Below are 21,405 nucleotides of genomic sequence, written 5' to 3'. Positions count from 1 at the left end.
ATTCTCCTCGCAATGACATATACTTTTTTACTTAATACTTACTACCTCTTACCATATACCTTGTACTTAAAACCTCCCAATACAACTCAGCATCCAAAACCTACAATTCGGTTATATTGTTTAGTTTCATGATTGTGATTACTCCATCTTTGGGTAACATAAAACCAACCGACCATGGAAAATATCATCGAAATTTTTATTTATATACACGCCTTTTTTGGCGGTGTGGGGCTAATCACCGGTATTGCAAGTATCATTGTTAAAAAAGGAAGACTAAACCATAAACGATTGGGCAAATGGTTTTCTTGGTCTATGATTATAAGCTCTGCTATTTCTTTGGTGGTGGCTAGAATGCCCAATCACATCAATACCTTTTTATTCCTGATCGGTATTTTTACCATTTACATGGTATTGGCAGGTAATAGAGCGCTTACATTTAAATCTGTTAAAAAAACAAAAGCAAATTTGACCGATATACTAGTTTCAGCAATTATGGCTGTTTGCGCGCTCTTAATGATCGGCTTTGGTACTACCGGACTAATACAAGGTTATTCTCACAGTATCCTATTTCTAGTATTTGGTCTAACCGGCCTCTTTTTAACCATTGGCGACTACAAACTATTTAAGACCACATTAGAAAACAGAAAACTTTGGCTCATAAATCACTTAAGCAGAATGTTAGGTGCTCTAATAGCCTCGGTTACTGCATTTATAGTTGCAGGTATGCACCAAGACAATCTGTGGGCATGGCTTACTCCGTCCGTTTTAGGAACTGCCTATATTATCTACTGGATTAAAAAAACTAAAGGAAAAAAGAAGTTAAAAACAGCTTAATCTTTTTCTTTAAGATTTAGGTTTTCTGCAAAGTAATCACAGAAATCTTTCATCGTAGAAGTCATTTTATCGTCTTGTGTCGCCTTTAAGAAAGTGTCGGTCAAAGAAACTAAAGTCTGATGAAAGAATGTTTTCATTTCATCAACAGGCATATCTTTTGTCCACAAGTCAATTTTTAACGACTCTTGGTTCTTACTATCCCAAACGGATAATAACATTGCCTTGGCCGCTTCATTTTCTATACCACCGTCTTGTGCAGACCAGTTTAATGTTTCCGGAATTCTATTCTCATCTAATCCTACGCGCAGTGTAATTTCTGAAGTATGTAAATCTGCCATCTAATTTCTCGGTTTGTAATTTGATTTCTTAAATATTTCTTCCGCAGGCATCGGCATTAATTGCATCATGCTTACATCATTATTTTCCATAAAGGCACGCACTATTTGCCAACCTACGTAACGACCCAATTTACCTGGCGATTCGTTGTCTAATTCTAATCCGAATTTAGAAAACGGTGCAGGTTCTAAAAATCGCTGGTTCAATTTATTATCGGTACTATATAAATATTCGTTCTCAATAAAATTTCTCCACATAGGCTCTTCGTTCGCAATTGCCCAGTCTATTTCTTCTTGAGAATATCCTATCTTTTTACCATCGGTAGCCTCTGGCATCAATTTATCTTTCAGGTATAATTCTTTACCGAAATAAACCATTCGAGCAAGATATGTACGGTCTCTAGGTCTTGGTACAACTTGTTTTGCAAATGCACTAGCGACATCGCTCACTAAATAATTGCGATCTAAAGACTGTGCTATGTAACGTTGAAAGCCGCCATAATACTTATGCTCAGAACCTAAATAATTATCAAGACTGATAAATAATAAACTATCGGTTAAAATGATTCTATTATTATAATCAACATCATTGGTAACGGTAAGTACTTTTGGCACTTTGTATTCTGGAAAATAATATTTGATGTGTTTGAACAATTGTACCAACCCTTCTTCTTCATCTTCAAAACTACGGAAGGCATTACCCACCTCTTGAAACAATTCTATTTGAAGGGAATCTTGCATCTTAGCGATCCAAACACTATCTGGTGCCGGAAACAAGTACGGATACGTTTTTCGCAATGCCGGTAATCCCTTTTCGCCAGAAGCGGCAAACTCACGATCAAATCGCGAAATTTTTAGGTCTATCGGTATCGCAGCTATCTCTTCGGCTACCTTATCACTATCATTACAGCTAGAAAGAATGAAAAAAACTGATAATAGTATAAAAATAGGTTTGACCTTGGTAAGTATTTTACAATACATTTTATTATTCACAGTGTTCAACTTATTTTTAGGGCAAAGTTAATTGATTTTACTAAATAATTAGAGCGGTATGCAAACGGAAAAGGTAATTGAGCACATTGTTAATTGGTTAAAGGATTATGCCACAAACGCAAAACAGAAAGGTTTTGTCATTGGTATATCTGGCGGAATAGATTCTGCAGTCACTTCTACCCTATGTGCAAAGACAGGTTTAGACCTTCTTTGTTTAGAAATGCCAATTCACCAAGCCGAGAATCAAAGCGATCGTGCATCTCGCCATATTGAGTGGTTACAAGAGAATTTTAAAAATGTAAAAAGACAACCGGTAAACCTTACACCGGTTTTCGATAGTTTGGTCGCTACTTTACCAGCTGTTGATAATGAAGAGGACAGATTTATGTCTTTGGCAAATACACGAGCTCGTTTACGTATGACCAGCTTATACTATTTTGCAGCACTTGAACGCTACCTTGTAGCGGGAACTGGTAACAAGGTGGAGGATTTCGGAGTAGGTTTTTACACCAAATACGGAGATGGCGGCGTAGATTTGAGTCCGATTGCAGATTTAATGAAAACCGAAGTTTATGCCATTGCAAAGGTTTTAGGTATAAACGAAGAGATAATCGGCGCTGCACCAACTGATGGATTGTGGGGCGACGATAGAACTGATGAAGATCAAATTGGTGCTTCTTATCCTGAGTTAGAATGGGCGATGAACATGAAAGACGAGGGTAAAACAATTGAGGACTTTGAAGGTAGAAAAAAGGAAGTTTACACTATCTTTACAAGACTGAATACCATGAACCAACATAAGATGTTGCCAATACCTGTTTGTGAGATTCCAAAACAGTTAAAATAACAACTCAACTAAGAATCAAGGTATTAAATCGAAAATAAAGCCGAAAATTTTACGTTAGAAGTAAAATAATGCAACTTTGACTTCTAATTTAGAATTTTAAGCCTTACATTGCATGTAGTCTTTTCAGACAAAAAGGTTCCAAAATCTATATAAAAAAATAATTAATGATCAAAGTTTTAATAGCGGATAACCACCCTATCATAAGAATGGGAGTTAGGAAGGTTCTAGAATCCGCTGAGGGATTTGAACTGATCGATGAGGTAGCTACTACCGAAGAACTTTTTGAAAAACTTAAAGACACAACCCCCGATGTAGTCATGCTAGAAATGGATATTCCTGATGTTAATGGAATAGCGGCATTACGCAGAATTAAAAAAGATTACGCGGACGTAAAAGTCCTTATGTACAGCGGTCAATCTGAAGATGTTTACGCCTTAAGTGCCATTAGAGCTGGTGCTTTCGGATATTTATCGAAATCATCTGGTGTAGAATACATTACTGCAGCAGTAACTAAAGTAAGTGAAGGTAGCATGTTCATAACAAACGAACTTGCACAACGTCTTGCTTTCGATGAAGGAACTAAAAAACCAAGAAGGTTCTTTAGAAAATTATCAACTAGAGAAATAGAAGTACTAAAACTTTTAGCTAGTGGTAAACGTAACAAAGAAGTTGCATTAGGTTTGAACCTAAATGAAAAAACAGTTAGTACCTATAAAGCTCGTTTAATGAAAAAATTAAATGTAGATAACATGGTAGATTTATTACAACAGGCAAAAGCCTTAGAATTGTACTAAATTCTTACAACTGAATAAAATAAAAAAAGACCTGCTTTTAGCAGGTCTTTTTGTTTTATGACATCTTCTCAATATTAAGATAACACCCTATTTAATTTCTTATTCAGTAATTTATTCAACTGAATGTAATTCATAATCTCTTCAAGAACTTCTCTATGATCTGTCGTAGAATCTTGCGTTGTATTTTGCAAAGTATTCATTCTCTTTTTAATCAAAAAACAACGTAACGTCAATATCGTCTCACTTACCAACTGCGCAACACCTATTTCTTTACTCTTCGGAAAAATCTCTTTACGCTCCCAATCATGTAACATATACCGCTCCTCTTCCATTAAAATAGAAGAAATTTGGTTTGCCATTTCTTGCTCTAGCCCATTGACAAAAGTAGTAATTGAAAATTCTTCTTTTTCATTTAAAGCTTCGATTAATCTAGCATACATTTTACGAAAATCTTCATTCGCCAATTCTATTTCATCTTCTTGCAGATCCAAATAGATTTTCTCGTATACCTTAATCTCAGACAACTCTGGCTCTAACACCAAATCTCCGGCATCATTTTCTTTCAATACCAGATCTTCAAACTGCTCTTTAAGATTACCATATAGCATAAGCGATTCAATAATTTTTCGCTCTAGCAAAAACTGTACGTCAACTTTTTCTTCTTTTTCTTGATCTGTATTACGAACAACATCAAATGCTTTTTGCTCTTCTTTTGGAGGTGCTTGTACATTCTTCTCTTCTTTCTTACCAATTTGAGCAAGTGTGTTGTACAATACATCCTCAGATATATTCATGATCTGGGCACACTCTTGTATGTATATCTCTTTTTGAATATGATCGGGAATCTTGGCAATACTGTTCACGATATCCCTTACCGTATCCGCTCTTTTTATAGGGTCGTTATTTGCTTCTTCCACTAGAAGCGATGCCTTAAACTGAATAAAATCTTTAGAATTGTCATTTAGATAGGTCATGACATCTTCTAAATCATTATTCTTGGCAAAACTATCTGGATCTTCACCTTCTGGAAATGTACAAACACGCACATTCATACCTTGTTCCAAAATAAGATCTATACCACGTAGCGATGCTCGTAAACCTGCCGCATCACCATCAAATAATACCGTAATATTTTTGGTCAATCTATTGATGAGCCTAATTTGCTCGGGAGTCAATGCCGTACCACTTGAGGATACTACGTTATTAATACCGCGTTGTACAAATTGAATTACATCGGTATACCCTTCTACCAAATAGCAATTATCTTCTTTAGCGATAGATTGCTTAGCATGGTAAATACCGTACAGCACCTTACTCTTATGGTAGATGTCACTTTCGGGAGAATTCAGATACTTGGCCGCCTTTTTATCGTTCGTTAAAATACGACCGCCAAAACCAAGTACACGACCACTTAAAGAATGAATAGGAAACATCACCCTACCTTTAAATCGGTCGAACTTTCGTGCCCCATTCGGGTTATTTGGATCTTCCTTAACTATCGTCAATCCTGTTTTAGCAAGGTATTCTAGTTTATACCCTTTATCTAAAGCAGCTGTTGTAAATCCGTCCCATTGATCTAGGCAATACCCTAACTCAAATTTCTTGATGGTTTCATCTGTAAAACCACGTTCCTTAAAATAGCTAAGTCCTATTGCCTTACCCAACTCTGACTCCCACAACATTTCTTTAAAATACGTTTGGGCGAATTCAGACACCAGGTACATACTCTCACGTTCGCTAGCTTGTTCTTTTTGTTCGTTAGATTGTTCGGTCTCCTCTACTTCAATATTATATTTCTTTGCTAAGTATTTTATAGCCTCAGGATACGTAAAATGCTCATGCTCCATTAAAAAAGCGACTACATTACCGCCTTTACCACTACTGAAATCTTTCCAGATTTGCTTTACAGGTGATACCATAAAACTTGGTGATCTTTCATCAGAGAAAGGACTAAGTCCTTTAAAATTAGATCCCGATTTTTTCAGCTGTACAAAATCACCAATCACCTCTTCTAAACGAGAAGTTTCATATACTTTATCGATGGTAATTTTTGAAATCATATTCCTCCCTTAGTCCCTCCAAAGGAGGGAAATAATTTTGTGTAAATTAGAACATCAAAAATAGCAATAATGATTCTATTCTTTGGCACTAGACCAGGAAAGCCCGAAACTAAAAAACTTTTTAACAGTACATGTCCGTATTGCCAGCAACGCGGGACTTTAATCGCTATTACCCAAAAGAACTATTTTCATATATTTTGGATCAAGCTTTTTAAAATATCTAGCACGACTACAATAGAATGTAGTCATTGTAAACGTGGCTATTATAAGAATGAGTTTACTGAAGAGATGAATCGCGAATTATCTAATACAAATAATTAGCTGTAGTAACCGGTTTTTACACACGGCACCACAGCTAATTTGATTAATGAATTTCTTATTTAAAGGTCGAAACGAAGACCTAACGAAATGTTTCTTTGCTCTACAGCTGCATCTTTAAATATAGGATTCAAATCATATTTTACATACAATAGAAACCCGTCAACACCTGCATAAGCACTTAAGCCGTAAATTAAATCATTGGTATTATAACTACGCTTCAACTTGTCTTTTACATTATCACCGTCAAGGGTGTATTTTAATTTTTGACGTGTACCTATATTAAATCCGCCATAACCACCGACTCCTACTCTAAATTGATTTTTTAATGAGTACCTCATCTTTTTTTCGCTTGTACTCTGCTTTGATGGTCCAAACTCGAAATGCATAGGAAAAACCAGGTTATCCATTCTGAATTTCGACTTATCTAACTCATAATCGAACTCCTGAAGTTCTGATTGTCCGTTTTCTAGTGATACTAAATACTGATTATCCTTCGGTTTTAATCCGTTAAACTGAAAAGAGAATCCGTAATTGAATCTTAAGAAATTCGTATTTTTAAATACTCTGGTACGCCATTGCCATCCCATTTCAAAAAATCTACTACCTCCTATTTTATATGGCGAATCGTTTAAAGACTGACCTTCAACTATTGCATTATTTAGACCTAATGCAACCACCAAATCTGAATATGTTCTTCTGTCATAAATTGGTTCTCTTCTATTCTGATTTTCATTTAATCTAAAACCGAGTAGCTTTCCTCCATCACCATCATCATCTCCAAAACCGATTTGAAAAGCAAATTTATAATTCAAGGTATCTAATTCTTTCACCTCTCCGCTGTTCCTTTCTAGTAATGAAATTTTATTATTGATAATAGCAATTCTATCTTCAATATTTAACGCATGCTTTTCAGCAGCTTTCATTTTCAAAGCATCTGCCTCTTCTTGTGTGATTTCAGCATTAGCTAACTTTTTAGAAATAGCTGCTATTTCAAATTTCAAAGCTTCTTTCTCTTGCCTAGTAATACTAAGTTTTTGCTCTTTTAAAGTATCTATTGTTTTTTGATAATCTTCTTGCGCTACTGAATTTTGCACTATAAGAAGTGTCAGCACCAAGATTAAATACATTGTAATTGTTTTCATTTCGATTTTGATTTTTTTGATGAATAAAACTCCGCTCCCTGTCCCTATAAAATTTATAGAGATGAAGGATAAAACGATTTGTGTTTGATTAATTATTGCGGTCTGCCACTGCAGTTCGCACTTTTATAAAACCGGCTTTTAAAGAATTAAAAATTTGGTCTCGGAAAGATTGATCAAGTTCTTCTTCAACCTCTGTCAACAAAGCCATTGCATCGACAGATTTATCTGTATTAAATATTTTATCTCTTAATATCTCATCTTGAGCACGTTTCAACAACGAATCTACTTCTGCATCGGTAACCTTACTATACTGCTCTAAAACATCTATTTGAGCGACTATATCGGCTACTTTAGAATTTATAATTTCGTCTGACACTTCTAATTTAGAAGTAGATTGGTCTGCAGATACATGTTCAACAACTGCTATTTCAACGGCATCATTTAAAGTTTTGTTCTCTTGTACTTCTGGTATTATGTACTCTTCCTTTTTAACAGTCGTACTTTCTGTTTTTGTATTTGTTTCGACAATAACCACTTGTTCTTCTTGAACTGGGTCTCTAGTGATTACCTCTTCGACCTTATCTTCGTTTTCTATCTCTACCAATTCTATTGGTGATTCGTTCAACTCATTTGCTCCACTAAAATAAAATAATGCAACACCCAACAACACTATAATGCTAGCAGCAACACCAATCCATAAATACACAGGTTTATTCTTAACATCATCATCTTTTAACTCTGATGAGATTTTTGACCAAGCATTTTCTGACGGATTAATCTCCCGCTCTTGTAACTTGGTTTTTATATGTTTTTCGAATTTATCGGTTTCCATACCCTATAATATTTTGTTGCCTTAATTGTTCTTGAAGCAATTTTCGGGCTTTTAATAACTGTGTTTTTGAAGTGCTTTCGGTAATTGAAAGCATTTCTGCGATTTCTTTATGCTTATACCCTTCTACGGTATACAACACAAATACCATTTTATAACCTTGCGGCAAAGCATCTATTAATTGTTGAATATGCTCGGTATCTAAATCGGTACTTTGCGATATTTCTTCAGATTGATTCTTCGCATAAACCTCATCATCATACACCACAAACTGCTGCTTTCGTAAGTAAGAGATACTTTCTCGAATCATAATCCGCCGCAACCATCCTTCAAAACTACCTTCGAACTTGAACGTATCTAGCTTATTGAACATTTTCAGAAAACCTTGTACCATTACATCCTCCGCAAAATGAATATCTTTTATATACTGACGGCAGACACTTAACATTTTTGGAGCATGTTTTTTATACAAACGCTCTTGCGCATCGCGATTACCCGATGTTGCTTTTTTAATGAGCTGCTTCTCGTTTTTATAAAAAGGTATAATTTTCAAAATATTGGTTTGGTCTTCTATTAGCATAGACGCAGAAGAAGAGCATATAGTTGCCTGAAGATAAACAAAAAATAAAATTAAATTTTAAAACACTGAAATACAGTTATTTAAAAACAACAAAAGGAAGGATATTTTTTTGACGGATTTACTTTTTACGATCAACTACGTAATTCACCATCAACTCTAAAGCACTTTTATACTCAGAATCAGGATACGTACTTAGCAGTTCTAACGCTTCATCTCTATACTGTAACATTTTAGTTACCGCATAATCCAATCCGCCTTTTTCTTTTACAAAAGCGATAACTTCTTTGACGCGTTTTTTATCCTTATTGTGGTTTTTAATGGAATTGATAGTCCAGCTTTTCTCTTTTTTGGTACAGTGGTTTAGCGCATATATTAATGGCAAAGTCATTTTTTGCTCTTTAATATCAATACCGGTTGGCTTTCCTATTTGTTTAGTTCCATAGTCAAAAAGGTCATCTTTGATCTGAAATGCCATACCGCAAAGTTCTCCGAATTTCCTGAAAGTTTCTACATCTTCGCTTTCGGGCTTTACTGAACAAGCACCGAGAGAACAGCATGCTGCAATTAACGTTGCCGTTTTTTGCCTGATAATATCGTAATAGACATCCTCAGTGATATCTAGACGCCTTGCTTTCTCTATCTGTAATAATTCGCCCTCGCTCATTTCGCGAACGGCGACAGAGATAATTTTGAGCAAATCGAAATCTTCGTTATCTATGGATAATAAAAGGCCTTTAGACAGTAAATAATCGCCAACCAAAACGGCAATCTTATTTTTCCAAAGGGCATTTATTGAGAAGAATCCTCTGCGTTTATTGCTTTCATCGACCACATCATCATGAACCAATGTTGCCGTATGTATCAATTCTATAACCGAAGCACCACGGTAGGTACGCTCATTCACCTCTCCGTCATTCAACAGTTTTGCTGTTAGAAAAACGAACATAGGACGCATTTGCTTCCCCTTGCGATTTACGATGTAATGGGTGATTCTATTGAGTAGCGCAACCTTAGAGGTCATTGAATCTCTAAACTTAGATTCAAACAGCTCCATTTCCTGATAGACAGGTTCCTTTATTTGTGCTACTATTTTCAGTTGCTCTGTATTAGAACGGCAAAATTAGTCAAAAGCAAGCAGTTAACAGTACTCCGAGAAGAGATAATGGTTTAAAGGGATTGGTTGTTGGTTGTTGGTTGTTGGTTGTTGGTTGTTGGAAAGAAATAAGTTCAAGTTCAAAAATGCTTTTGGCTTTTGGCTTTTGGCTTTTGGCTTTTGGCTTTTGGCTTTTGGCTTTTGGCTTTTGGCTTTTGGCTTTTGGCTTTTGGCTTTTGGCTTTTGGCTTTTGGCTTTAACGCTTCGCGTTATTTAGTATTAATATATTACGTTAAGTAATTGCTATTGTAATCCATATTACTTAACACTTTGTATTGTTTAAGTTTAGCTTTGCTATATGCAACTCTCGTAACAAGTCTATTTTCTATACTCTATTTTCTCTCTTCTAACTTAATACTTTGTACTTTCCACTTCGTACCTCGTACATTATACCTTATACTTCTAACTTTTATTCGCCAACTGTCCACATGCGGCATCGATATCCTTTCCTCTAGAACGACGAACGGTTACTACTATATTATTCTTCTCTAATGTATTAACGTAGCGATCTATGGCTGCGTTAGAGGCTTGTTTGAACTCGCCATCATCAATAGGGTTATATTCTATTAGATTTACTTTAGATGGTGCGAAACGACAGAAATCTACTAAGGCATCTACATCTTTTTGAGTATCATTAATTCCGTCCCAAACTACATATTCGTAAGTAATTCTACTTCTTGTTTTCTCGTACCAATACACTAGCGATTCTCTTAAATCGCTCAAGGTAAACTTGGCATTAAACGGCATAATTGAAGTTCTGATTTCATCAACAGCAGAATGTAAAGAAACTGCCAATTTGAATTTCACCTCATCATCTGCCATTTTACGAATTAACTTAGGCACTCCGGAAGTGGAAACTGTAATTCGCTTTGGAGACATCCCCAATCCGTCAGGAGAGGTAATCTTATCAATTGCCTTTAATACATTGTTATAGTTCATTAACGGCTCTCCCATTCCCATAAAAACAATATTGCTCAATGGTCTTTCGAAATACAAGCGACTTTCATTGTCTATAGCAACTACTTGATCGTATATCTCATCAGGATTCAGATTTCGCATACGCTTCAATCGAGACGTTGCACAGAACCTGCAGTCTAAACTACAACCCACCTGACTAGATACACAGGCAGTTGTTCTTGATTTAGTTGGAATCAAAACCGATTCGACAATTAAATCGTCATGCAAGCGAACGGCATTCTTAATTGTACCGTCACTACTACGCTGCATAAGATCTACCTTAATATGGTTGATTACAAAATTAGCTTCTAGCATTTCTCTAGTTTCTTTTGATAGATTTGTCATCACATCAAAAGAATACGCCGCTTTCTGCCATAACCATTCATACACCTGGTTACCACGAAAAGCTTTGTCACCGTTAGAAACAAAGAATTCTCTAAGCTGCTCTCGCGTTAGTGCCCGAATATCTTTTTTCTTTATTTCTTCCATCTTTTTAAAGGTAGGTATTACTAGTGATAAAAATCCCGCTTTCTCAATATGTGATAAAGCGGGATTTTATTATTTTGTCCTTTTTAGAAAGGATGTATTTTGAACTTATATAATCAACATGGCATCACCATAAGAATAGAACTTATAGTTTTCCAGTATCGCTTCTTTATACGCTTTGTTCATTAAATCATGACCCATAAATGCAGATACCATCATCAATAAGGTTGATTTTGGTAAGTGGAAATTGGTAATCATAGCATTTGCGATGCTAAAATCATATGGAGGAAAAATGAACTTATTTGTCCAACCTTCATAAGTATTCAAAGTATGCTTCGATGAAACCGCACTTTCTAAACCTCTCATTGCAGTTGTACCTACAGCACAAATACGACGCTTTTCTCTCTTAGCATTATTAACAATATCTGTAGCTTTCTCATCAATAAATAGCTCTTCGCTATCCATTTTATGCTTAGAAAGATCTTCAACTTCTACTGGGTTAAAGGTACCTAAACCAACATGTAAAGTTAATTCAGCAAAATCAACACCTTTAATTTCTAAACGCTTTAATAAGTGTTTAGAGAAGTGAAGACCAGCTGTAGGAGCAGCAACTGCACCTTCATGCTTTGCATAAATAGTTTGGTAACGACCTTCATCTTCTGGCTCAACATCTCTTTTAATATACTTAGGTAACGGCGTTTCACCTAGCTCTCTTAGTTTTCTTCTGAAATCTACATAAGCACCATCATATAAAAAACGTAATGTTCTACCTCTAGATGTAGTATTATCAATAACCTCAGCTACCAACGTTTCATCATCACCAAAATATAGCTTGTTACCAATACGTATTTTACGTGCCGGATCTACAAGAACATCCCATAGACGTTGCTCTTCGTTCAACTCACGCAAAAGAAAAACCTCAATACGCGCACCTGTTTTTTCCTTATTACCGTATAAACGAGCAGGAAAAACTTTAGTGTTATTCAAAACCATAACATCACCTTCATCAAAATAGTCGATCATGTCTTTGAACATCTTGTGCTCAATTTTTCCGGTCTCTCTGTGGATAACCATTAATTTAGACTCATCTCTATTTTCAGATGGATGCTCCGCCAATAATTCGTCTGGAAGCTCAAAACTAAAATTTGATAATTTCATGTAGCTGTTATATTTATTGTAGCAAATTGCGGCTGCAAATATACAATCTGCAGATAGGCCTTGTCAAGTAAAACGTTAATTATAATTCTTTTATACTGAAATCTAGCTGTTTTAGGTCGTTCCAAAAATCAGGATAAGACTTAGAAACCACCTCTGCATCATTCACAAAAAGAGTAGTTTTCATTGCTAATGGAGCGAAAGCCATTGCCATTCTATGATCGTTATAGGTATCTATAGCTACATCTGCGTTAATTTCAGACGTTGGCACTATAGTAAGTGTTTTATCTGTTACCGAAATATTCGCTCCCAATTTTGAAAGCTCTGTATGTAATGCTTCCAATCGATCGGTTTCTTTAATTTTTAGAGTGTGCAGACCGGTTAAATGACAACCAACTCCTAATCCGAAACAGGTAACCGCAATAGTTTGTGCAATATCCGGAGCATTGGCTAAATCGAATTCATTTGCTGCCAATACTTTTTTATCGGTCTTTTTTAAGGTGACTTTATTCTCACCAAAGGTAGTTTCTACACCGAATGCAGTATAAATATCTGCAAGCACGCTATCACCTTGTAAACTTTTCTTTTTATAGGCAGATAAGGTAATTTCAGTACCTGGAGCTGCAAGTGCACAAATACCATAGAAGTAAGATGCCGAACTCCAGTCAGATTCTACCACCAAAGTTGTAGGTACTACTTTTGCTTTCGGTGAAACTTTAATCATATTACCTTCAAAAGAGGTTTCCACACCTATTTCTTCAAGCAATGCCAAAGTCATTTTAATATAAGGTACCGAAGTAATTTTACCGACCAGTTCTAATTCTAGTCCGTTTTCTAAACTTGGTGCAATTAATAATAAAGAAGAAATGTACTGACTGCTCACATTTGCAGGCAGACTTACTTTATCTTTTACAATTCGTTGGCCTTTAATTTTTATAGGGGGAAACCCTTCATCTTGTACATAAGTGATTTCTGCTCCTAATGTTCTTAAAGCTTCCACAAGAATTTTAATAGGCCTTTCGGTCATTCTTTTAGATCCGGTAAGAATTACATCTTTACCTTCTTGAGAAGAGAAATACCCTGTTAAGAAACGCATTGCCGTACCAGCATGATGAATATCTACAGTACCCTCTGAAATTTCCAATCCTTTTGCCATTACCTGGGCATCATCAGAATTTGAAATATTTTCAATTTTAATATTTGGGTATAGTGCCGCCAATAATAAACTACGGTTAGATTCACTTTTAGAACCTGTAATAGTTATAGTATCTTTTAATTGATGATTTGACGGACCGGTTAAGTGAAGTTTCAAAGCGTATGGTTTTAAAAATAGAACGCCAAATATACGCCTATTTCAACTTTTTATTGTTGTGATGACGGTCATGATCACGCTTTGTTTTTAAATCTAACTTTTTATCAAAAGCTTGTTGTAAATCGATACCTGTCTGATTCGCCAAACACAATACCACAAACATTACATCTGCCAATTCTTCGCCCAAATCTTTGTTCTTATCAGATTCTTTTTCGCTTTGCTCGCCATAGCGTCTAGCAATAATTCTAGCGACCTCGCCTACTTCTTCTGTCAACTGCGCCATATTGGTCAGCTCATTAAAGTAACGAACGCCATGTTCCTTGATCCAGTTATCTACTTCTAGTTGTGCGTTTTCGATATTCATTAATCTTTATTTTTAGTATCAATTAATATGGTAACCGGTCCATCATTCAACAATTCTACCTTCATATCTGCCCCAAATATGCCTGTACCTACTTTCTTATCCATTTTAGATTCTATGGTAGCAATAAAAGCTTCGTATAGTGGAATAGCTACTTCTGGTCTTGCTGCTTTTATGTATGATGGGCGATTGCCTTTTTTAGTACTAGCGTGTAGCGTAAATTGACTAACCACAATTGCATCGCCTTTTGTAGCTAAAAGTGACATATTCATTACTCCGTTGTCATCATTAAAAATACGAAGGTTGACTATTTTATTCGTAAGCCAATCGATATCGTCTTGTGTATCTTCATTTTCAATGCCGATGAGTATTAAAACACCTTGTTCGATGGCGCTAATCTGTTTTCCATCAACCGTTACACTAGCTTTGGAAACGCGCTGTATTACTGCTCTCATTTTTTCTCGTCATGTATATCTACCCTATAATGCTCATCTTCGCCTTTTATCATCTGCAAATAACTATTATACCTACTCCATGCAATATCGCCAGTTTCTAATGCATCTTTTACAGCACATTTTGGTTCGTCTACATGAATACAGTTATTAAATTTACAATGTTGTTTCAGCTTAAAGAACTCTGGAAAATAGTTCCCTATTTCCTCCTTTTCCATATCTACAATTCCAAATCCTTTTATGCCGGGTGTATCTATTATTCTAGCATTAAAACTTAAATCGAACATTTCTGCAAACGTAGTGGTATGCTGACCTTGTGCATGCTGCTGAGAAATTTGTTTTGTTTTAATATCTAAATTAGGCTCTATGGCATTTATTAGTGTCGATTTACCTACCCCAGAATGACCAGAAAACATAGAGGTCTTACCTACCATCATTTCTTTGACCTTATCTACATTTTTACCTGTGGCTGCCGAAATCCCTAAACAGGTATAACCGATATTACGATATAATGCAGCCAAGAATTTAATTTCATCTAGCTCTTCAGGGGAGTAAGTATCCACCTTATTAAAAAGTAAAACCGCAGGTATTTCGTATGCTTCTGCCGTTATCAAAAAGCGATCTATAAAAACTGGGTACGTAGGCGGATTATTCAATGTAACCAATAAAAATACCTGATCTAAATTTGCAGCTATGATATGTGTCTGTTTTGATAAGTTTACAGACTTACGAATAATATAGTTCTTGCGTGTTTCAATTTCATTGATAATACCAATGGTATCATCGCCAATTGTCTCCACTTCAAAGTGAACGCTATCGCCAACAGCAACGGGATTCGTACTTTTTATTCCCTTTATTCTAAACTTCCCTTTTATTCTACATTCATAGAAATCACCATTTTCTGCCTTGACAGTGTACCAACTTCCCGTAGATTTATAAACAATTCCTACCATTTATCCAAAATACCTTCCTTTTATACAAAGTAACTGCTTTAAATATAAAAATTAACATAAATTTGAAATTAGAACTATAACATTAAATAATAACCAAATACAAGAAAATGAAATTCATTAAAAAATCATTGCTGATGCTAACATTATCAGTATTTACTTTTGGGGCTGCCCAAGAAACTATCACTAACGAATCTGTAGTACAAATGGTTGAACTTGGTTTTGACGACTACATGATCATCGATAAAATAAATACTTCTGATGTTAAGTTTGATGCCTCTATTACAGCGCTTGGGCAAATGAAAAATGCCGGTGTTTCTTCTGAAGTATTGTCTTTAATCATGGACAAGTCTAAACAAAACACCATGTCTAAAACTGGTATTTATTATACCGATGCTAATGGTGAAGATAAATTAGTACAACCAAGTGTATTCTCTGGTTCTAATTCTAACCAAGTTGCACAGAAATTAGTTTCTGGTTTAATCAACGCGAAGAAAAAAGCACAATTACCAAAAACACAATCTAACAACGTTATTCGTCAAAGTCAGCCTGAATTCACTTTCATCTTTGACCCTAGTGTAACTCAAGTTGATAACATGCAAAACAACCAAGGTGGCGATACAGGTATCTTTAACTGGTGGTTTAGAATGGCAAGCAACCCTAACGAGTTTGTTTTGGTAAAACTTACCGTAAAAGAGAAAAAGAATCTTAGAGAGGTTATTACAGGAAAAAGTAGCTGGATTACTAGCAGTAGTGGTATAGACCCTAAATACGCGCTTAACTTTGCTATTGAGGAAATTGAAGGTCACAAATTTAAAGTAACTCCAGATTCTTTAGAGCCAGGTGAATATTGCTTTATTTATCAAGGTCAAGTACCTCAAGGTAGAGAGAACCAATCTGTATTTGATTTTTCTGTTCAATAGAAAACAAAAACATATAATTTAATTAGACCCGATGCTTTTAGCGTCGGGTCTTTTTTTTTGGCTACTGGTTTTCTACTAGATTTTTGTAATGGTTAAGTATCATTTTACAATGACATAAAGGGTATTTCTTTGCTACTTATGCTTTACCTGCTACTTTCACTACACAAAATTCAATCATTTTAAAAAACCATTATCATGAAAAATATTATTTTATTCTGCTTTTTATCTAGCATAGGTTTAACAACATTGACCGCACAAGAATATAAAGTTATTACGAGTGTAGAATCTATTGTACCTAGTGGACTAGGTCGATCTCGAATTATAGATGCAAATGCTGATAGAGATTTTAAGGAATTTACATCTGAGCAAACCGAGGAAGATAATACCCGAAACAAATCTAAACGTGGCGATATTAGAGTTAAGGATTTTGAAGAAACCAAATTATTGAACTTTTATAATATTGCTGGAATTCGTTTTCAGAATATTGCTGCCAATGATGCACTTATCTCCTCTAAACTAAGTGATATGGCTGCGAATGGATGGGAACTTGTTTTTGTCACCAGTGGTGTTGAAGCAGATGCCGGAAACACTGACGGACAAGGTATTTTCATTACCCGATACATATTTAAAAGATAAAAAATAGCATAAAAAAAGCCCGATATTTACCAGGCTTTCTAATTTATATTTGTAAAACTATTGCGCTAAGTTAATCTCAACGCGTCTGTTTTTCTGTCTTCCGTCTTTATACATGTTCGTAGCAATAGGCTTGCTTTCTCCATAACCTACAGATGTTAATCTAGCTGCAGAAATACCTCCGTCTATTAAAAATTGTAAAACAGCTTTCGCTCTTTTCTCTGATAATTTTTGATTCGTAGCTTCAGAACCTACACTATCAGTATGACCTTCTATGGTGAAATTAGCATTTGGGTATTCGTTTAAAATACTAATAATATCAACTAAAACAGGTGTAGATTCATCTTTTAGAGTCGATTTACCTGTCGTAAATAAAATTGTTTTGGCATACTCGTTCAATGACTTTTGAACCTCAGCGGTAACTACTGGCTCAGGACAACCCTTATTTGCCACAGTTCCCATTTCATTGGGGCATTCATCATCTTTATCTATAACTGAATCGCCATCTGAATCTGCCCAAGGGCAACCGCTGTTTTCTACCGGCCCGGCTTCGTCTGGACATTGATCTTCATTATCCATTAAAGTATCTCCGTCGGTATCCATCCATGGACATCCGTTGTTTTCTGCTGGTCCTGCTTTATCTGGACATTGATCTTCATTATCTAAAACAGTATCTCCATCAGTATCTCCCCAAGGGCAACCGTTGTTTTCTATTGGACCTGCTTTTTTAGGACAACCATCTTCTTTATTTGGTATTCCATCACCATCAGAATCTTTAGGCTGACCGTAATATACCGGCACTTTTAAACCTGCATATACATCTGCACCTTGAATTTCATTTTTTGTAAATGTAGAAATCAATGAACCTGAACCTATATAAAGTGGACCCGCTCGTAAACCTGCACCTACTTGTAGACCGCTATACTGATAGCTACTTACCGGTAAATAGAAGCTAAACCACTTGCTTTCAAAACGAGGGGTCAAAGAAAATACATTTGCAGTTCTAAGGTTATTCTCGCCTGCAGAACGCATAGATAAATCGGTATTGAAGTTTAAATAAAAATGATTCTTGATATTCCAATCTGCATTAAAATGTAGTGCAGTTGGCAAACCAGCTTTTAAATCTTCAGAAGCTTGAGTAAACGTATATAGATTTTGCAAATCATCAGAATCTTCAATATTATCATAATCATCTTGGGTAATGGTATTATTAATATTGTACGTATCTACCAAACTACCTTTGTAATTTACCGACCCAATATCTGTCAGTGACAAGCCAAATTTAAGCTTGTACTTATTCTTATCTTTCATTACTGTTTTCTCACCGTCAGCACCAGTTACCTCATAATCTTTATAGTCTGGTCTCCACTCATAAACGAAACCTAAATCAAACCCGAATCCGTTTGCATCTGGCACCTCATAGTCATAGTTGTCATTATCATAATCATCTGCACGACCATAAATTAAGTCGCCAGTAGATTCTAATGTTCCAATAGTAGAGCTATTTGGCAATGTTGCACCATCTGCATCATAATCAATAGTTACATTTCTACCGGTAACATACGCATTACCAAATCCTTTTAAATATTTTAACGAAAGACCACCTTTTAAAAAGTGCTCATCTTTATTCATTAATTCTTGAGCGTAAGTAATACCTACTTCTGCCCAGCCGTGACCAGCCGCAAAGAAATCTCCTTCATTTACTATAAAATCTTGACTTTCATCAATACTATCATCTAGATCATCAATACTTTCGCCATTAAATTCATTACCGGTAACAAAACTTCGTGCTCTGGTAAATACCGCTATCGATGATGTTCTACCTACGTTGAACATAAATGACGGACCTAATACATCTACATTGCCCGAAAAATTGTTATTGTCTGAAAGCGATAATATAGCGTCATCATCATACTCAAAATCACTAGATATTAAATCTGAATACCCTACACCAACATAGTCATTGGCAAGAAAACCACTTATACCAACTAAATTGATATCTGTTTTAAAACGGGAATCAGCAATATTCGCTGGGTTAGAAATTACCCCGTTTACCCCACTATAATTATCGGTTAAATAGCCAATATAAGATTGCGCTTTTACTGATAGTGAAGCAACGAACATAATGGCAAATAATACTACTTTCTTCATACTCTAGGTTTGGTTAAATTGGTTCTACACATGCCTAACGACACACAATTAAGGATATTGTAAAAACGTAATACTTTTCTTACTGTTTAAAAATTTGACATAAAAAAACATCCGCATAATACGGATGTTTTGTTTTTATAATGTTAAGCGAATCTTAAGCGTTTACTATCTTCTCTTGGTGATTAATAGACTCTTGGTGAATAGCTTTGAACATACGAAGAACAAACTCTTCACTTAGTCCTTTGCTTTCCCCTTCTAAAATCATAGCACCTAGAATTTGATTCCATCTATTAGACTGAAGAACCGCAACGTTTTTTTGCTTTTTAAGTGCTCCAATACCATCAGATACTTTCATTCTTTTACCTAATGTCTCTATTATTTGATTGTCAATAACATCAATCTGAGCTCTTAGGTTACTTAATTCAGAATTGTATTCAGCTTCTGGATCACTCTCTTTTCTAATTTTAAGATCTCTCATGATTTGAATCAATTTCTCTGGTGTAACCTGCTGTGCAGCATCACTCCATGCGTTATCTGGATCATGGTGAGTTTCAATCATCAATCCGTCAAAATTCAAATCTAAAGCTGTTTGAGATACATCAAAAATCATATCACGCTTACCAGTAATATGCGATGGATCGTTGATTAATGGTAAATCTGGAAATTTGTTTTTGAAATCAATCGCCATTTGCCACTCTGGTATATTTCTATACTTTGTTTTCTCATACGTTGAGAACCCTCTGTGTATTGCGCCTAATTTCTTTATACCTGCAGTATGCAATCTTTCGATACCACCTAACCATAAAGCTAAATCTGGATTCACTGGATTCTTCACCAATACGATCTTATCAGTACCTTTTAAGGCATCTGCTAATTCTTGCATGATAAACGGACTAACAGTTGATCTTGCACCGATCCATAACAAATCAATATCATGCTCTAATGCTAACTCAACATGCGCACGGTTTGCAACCTCTGTCGCAGTTTTCATACCTGTTTCAGCCTTTACCTTTTGAAGCCATTTAAGACCCAAAGCGCCTACACCTTCAAAATTTCCTGGGCGAGTACGAGGTTTCCAAATACCTGCTCTGTAATAATTTACATCGGTATCTTTTAAAGAATGTGCTATACCTAACACTTGTTCCTCTGTTTCCGCACTACATGGCCCTGCTATTACTAGTGGATGGTCTAGGTGTAAATCATCCAACCATGTTCTCATTTGTTTTGAATTTTCCATTTTTACTTATTCTATTTCTTGTTTAACGGTATTTCTTTTTAATATTCCTTTAATCTTATTCGTATTATTCATTTCATTATAAATGCCCTCGTAATCATCTTTCTGCAACATTTCTTTAAATGCCGTAAGATTTTGAATGTACTCTTCTAATGTCTCAACTACATTCTCTTTATTCTGTTTAAAAATTGGAGTCCACATGGCTGGCGAACTCTTTGCTAAACGTACCGTACTTTCAAATCCACTACCCGCCATATCAAAAATATCGCGCTCGTTCTTCTCTTTTTCAATCACTGTTTTACCTAACATAAATGAACTTATGTGCGATAAATGAGAAACGTAAGCAATGTGCTTATCATGAGCAATAGGATTCATATACCTGATTCGCATACCAACTGCCTGAAAAACTTTCAAAGCTCTTTCTTGAAGCTTAAATGCTGTTAATTCTACCTCGCAAATAATATTCGTTTTGTCTTTGAATAAATTATTTATTGCTGCAGACGGACCAGAAAATTCTGTTCCTGCAATGGGATGGCATGCCAAAAAGTTTCTTCTCTTAGGATGATTCTCTAAAACCTTACAGATTAAAGATTTGGTCGACCCCACATCAAAAACTACACAGTCTTCATGAACAGCATCTAATATTACCGGAAGCTCTGTAACCATAACATCAACAGGTATACTTACAATGACCATATCTGCTAATTGTAAATCTTGATAGGTAGCCGTCTTATCGATTATACCCAAAGACAATGCCTCAGCTAAATTTGCTTCATTAGATTCTATGCCATAAACGGTAACATTGTCGACTGCCGACTTTATGTCTTTCGCTAAAGAACCTCCTATTAAACCGATACCTATTACAAATACATTCATTATTAAAGCTACGCTTTAGTTATTTTT

At 35.5% G+C, this 21,405-nt stretch carries 22 protein-coding genes; 6 read left to right on the top strand and 16 right to left on the bottom strand.

All coding sequences use genetic code 11. The features are described 5' to 3' along the window. The first annotated feature begins 174 nt into the window (after positions 1–174). Entirely contained in the window at positions 175–834 is a 660-nt protein-coding gene (locus tag ACJJVT_RS00555; protein WP_299801005.1) for a hypothetical protein, read from the top strand. On the opposite strand, the gene gldC is transcribed toward ACJJVT_RS00555, so the two are convergent. Further along, positions 831–1,172, bottom strand: a complete 342-nt coding sequence (gene gldC / locus ACJJVT_RS00550) for a gliding motility protein GldC (RefSeq protein WP_405395577.1) — start codon at positions 1,170–1,172, stop codon at positions 831–833. The two genes, ACJJVT_RS00555 and gldC, sit on opposite strands and share 4 nt — an antisense overlap. Next, on the bottom strand, positions 1,173–2,150 hold the full coding sequence (gene gldB, locus ACJJVT_RS00545) for a gliding motility lipoprotein GldB (protein WP_405395575.1): 978 nt from the start codon (positions 2,148–2,150) through the stop codon (positions 1,173–1,175). 70 nt (positions 2,151–2,220) lie between these two features. Here gldB and nadE point away from each other — a divergent pair, with 70 nt between their 5' ends. Next, complete coding sequence (nadE, locus tag ACJJVT_RS00540; RefSeq protein WP_405395574.1) at positions 2,221–3,009, top strand: NAD(+) synthase; 789 nt, start codon at positions 2,221–2,223, stop codon at positions 3,007–3,009. Between the two features lie 164 nt (positions 3,010–3,173). Continuing rightward, complete coding sequence (locus ACJJVT_RS00535; RefSeq protein WP_073247012.1) at positions 3,174–3,803, top strand: response regulator transcription factor; 630 nt, start codon at positions 3,174–3,176, stop codon at positions 3,801–3,803. 74 nt (positions 3,804–3,877) lie between these two features. Here the strand turns inward: ACJJVT_RS00535 and dnaG are convergent, their stop codons facing one another. Further along, positions 3,878–5,863, bottom strand: a complete 1,986-nt coding sequence (dnaG, locus tag ACJJVT_RS00530) for a DNA primase (protein ID WP_405395572.1) — start codon at positions 5,861–5,863, stop codon at positions 3,878–3,880. 69 nt (positions 5,864–5,932) lie between these two features. On the opposite strand from dnaG, the gene ACJJVT_RS00525 reads away from it, so the two are divergent. Continuing rightward, positions 5,933–6,184, top strand: a complete 252-nt coding sequence (locus tag ACJJVT_RS00525) for a zinc-ribbon domain-containing protein (RefSeq protein ID WP_405395571.1) — start codon at positions 5,933–5,935, stop codon at positions 6,182–6,184. Between the two features lie 59 nt (positions 6,185–6,243). Here the strand turns inward: ACJJVT_RS00525 and ACJJVT_RS00520 are convergent, their stop codons facing one another. From ACJJVT_RS00520 to rsgA, 10 genes are all read right to left on the bottom strand, one after another. Continuing rightward, entirely contained in the window at positions 6,244–7,326 is a 1,083-nt protein-coding gene (locus ACJJVT_RS00520) for a hypothetical protein (RefSeq protein WP_405395569.1), read from the bottom strand. A gap of 88 nt (positions 7,327–7,414) precedes the next feature. Next, complete coding sequence (locus ACJJVT_RS00515; protein WP_405395567.1) at positions 7,415–8,158, bottom strand: hypothetical protein; 744 nt, start codon at positions 8,156–8,158, stop codon at positions 7,415–7,417. Beyond that, a complete protein-coding gene (locus ACJJVT_RS00510; protein ID WP_405395566.1) occupies positions 8,145–8,708 on the bottom strand; it encodes an RNA polymerase sigma factor in 564 nt (187 codons plus the stop codon). Before ACJJVT_RS00510 ends, ACJJVT_RS00515 begins: the two co-directional genes overlap by 14 nt. A 145-nt stretch (positions 8,709–8,853) precedes the next feature. Continuing rightward, positions 8,854–9,831 (bottom strand): polyprenyl synthetase family protein, encoded by a 978-nt coding sequence (locus ACJJVT_RS00505; protein WP_405396630.1) that lies wholly within the window; start codon positions 9,829–9,831, stop codon positions 8,854–8,856. A gap of 459 nt (positions 9,832–10,290) precedes the next feature. Beyond that, positions 10,291–11,334 carry a 23S rRNA (adenine(2503)-C(2))-methyltransferase RlmN gene (rlmN, locus tag ACJJVT_RS00500; RefSeq protein WP_405395564.1) on the bottom strand — a complete coding sequence of 348 codons (1,044 nt, stop codon included), beginning with the start codon at positions 11,332–11,334 and terminating at the stop codon, positions 10,291–10,293. A gap of 105 nt (positions 11,335–11,439) precedes the next feature. Further along, positions 11,440–12,489: a tRNA preQ1(34) S-adenosylmethionine ribosyltransferase-isomerase QueA gene (queA, locus tag ACJJVT_RS00495; RefSeq protein WP_299325305.1), complete on the bottom strand. Its 1,050-nt coding sequence runs from the start codon at positions 12,487–12,489 to the stop codon at positions 11,440–11,442. A 79-nt stretch (positions 12,490–12,568) separates the two neighbouring features. Next, complete coding sequence (aroA, locus tag ACJJVT_RS00490) at positions 12,569–13,798, bottom strand: 3-phosphoshikimate 1-carboxyvinyltransferase (RefSeq protein ID WP_405395562.1); 1,230 nt, start codon at positions 13,796–13,798, stop codon at positions 12,569–12,571. A 37-nt stretch (positions 13,799–13,835) separates the two neighbouring features. Beyond that, a complete protein-coding gene (locus ACJJVT_RS00485; RefSeq protein ID WP_073247028.1) occupies positions 13,836–14,162 on the bottom strand; it encodes a nucleotide pyrophosphohydrolase in 327 nt (108 codons plus the stop codon). Beyond that, a complete protein-coding gene (gene dtd, locus ACJJVT_RS00480; protein ID WP_405395559.1) occupies positions 14,162–14,614 on the bottom strand; it encodes a D-aminoacyl-tRNA deacylase in 453 nt (150 codons plus the stop codon). Before dtd ends, ACJJVT_RS00485 begins: the two co-directional genes overlap by 1 nt. Further along, positions 14,611–15,564 carry a ribosome small subunit-dependent GTPase A gene (gene rsgA / locus ACJJVT_RS00475; RefSeq protein ID WP_405395557.1) on the bottom strand — a complete coding sequence of 318 codons (954 nt, stop codon included), beginning with the start codon at positions 15,562–15,564 and terminating at the stop codon, positions 14,611–14,613. The genes dtd and rsgA overlap by 4 nt, the downstream gene beginning before the upstream one ends. 107 nt (positions 15,565–15,671) lie before the next feature. Between rsgA and ACJJVT_RS00470 the strand changes: the two genes are divergently transcribed. After that, positions 15,672–16,484, top strand: a complete 813-nt coding sequence (locus ACJJVT_RS00470; protein WP_405395556.1) for a hypothetical protein — start codon at positions 15,672–15,674, stop codon at positions 16,482–16,484. Positions 16,485–16,679: 195 nt separating this feature from the next. Further along, positions 16,680–17,120, top strand: a complete 441-nt coding sequence (locus tag ACJJVT_RS00465; RefSeq protein WP_299801016.1) for a hypothetical protein — start codon at positions 16,680–16,682, stop codon at positions 17,118–17,120. Positions 17,121–17,177: 57 nt separating this feature from the next. Here ACJJVT_RS00465 and ACJJVT_RS00460 read toward each other — a convergent pair whose 3' ends face one another. The 3 genes from ACJJVT_RS00460 to ACJJVT_RS00450 all read right to left on the bottom strand — a co-directional run bounded on the left by ACJJVT_RS00460 (position 17,178) and on the right by ACJJVT_RS00450 (position 21,378). Further along, positions 17,178–19,268: a DUF5723 family protein gene (locus ACJJVT_RS00460; RefSeq protein WP_405395554.1), complete on the bottom strand. Its 2,091-nt coding sequence runs from the start codon at positions 19,266–19,268 to the stop codon at positions 17,178–17,180. A gap of 154 nt (positions 19,269–19,422) precedes the next feature. Further along, a complete protein-coding gene (locus tag ACJJVT_RS00455) occupies positions 19,423–20,505 on the bottom strand; it encodes a bifunctional 3-deoxy-7-phosphoheptulonate synthase/chorismate mutase type II (protein ID WP_299325298.1) in 1,083 nt (360 codons plus the stop codon). 6 nt (positions 20,506–20,511) lie between these two features. Then, positions 20,512–21,378: a prephenate dehydrogenase gene (locus ACJJVT_RS00450; RefSeq protein ID WP_303600293.1), complete on the bottom strand. Its 867-nt coding sequence runs from the start codon at positions 21,376–21,378 to the stop codon at positions 20,512–20,514. Positions 21,379–21,405: the final 27 nt, after the last annotated feature.

The organism is Maribacter sp. Asnod2-G09 (genome assembly GCF_045063795.1).
Classification (GTDB): Bacteria; Bacteroidota; Bacteroidia; order Flavobacteriales; family Flavobacteriaceae; genus Maribacter.
This window is presented reverse-complemented; position numbering and strand designations above follow the sequence as displayed.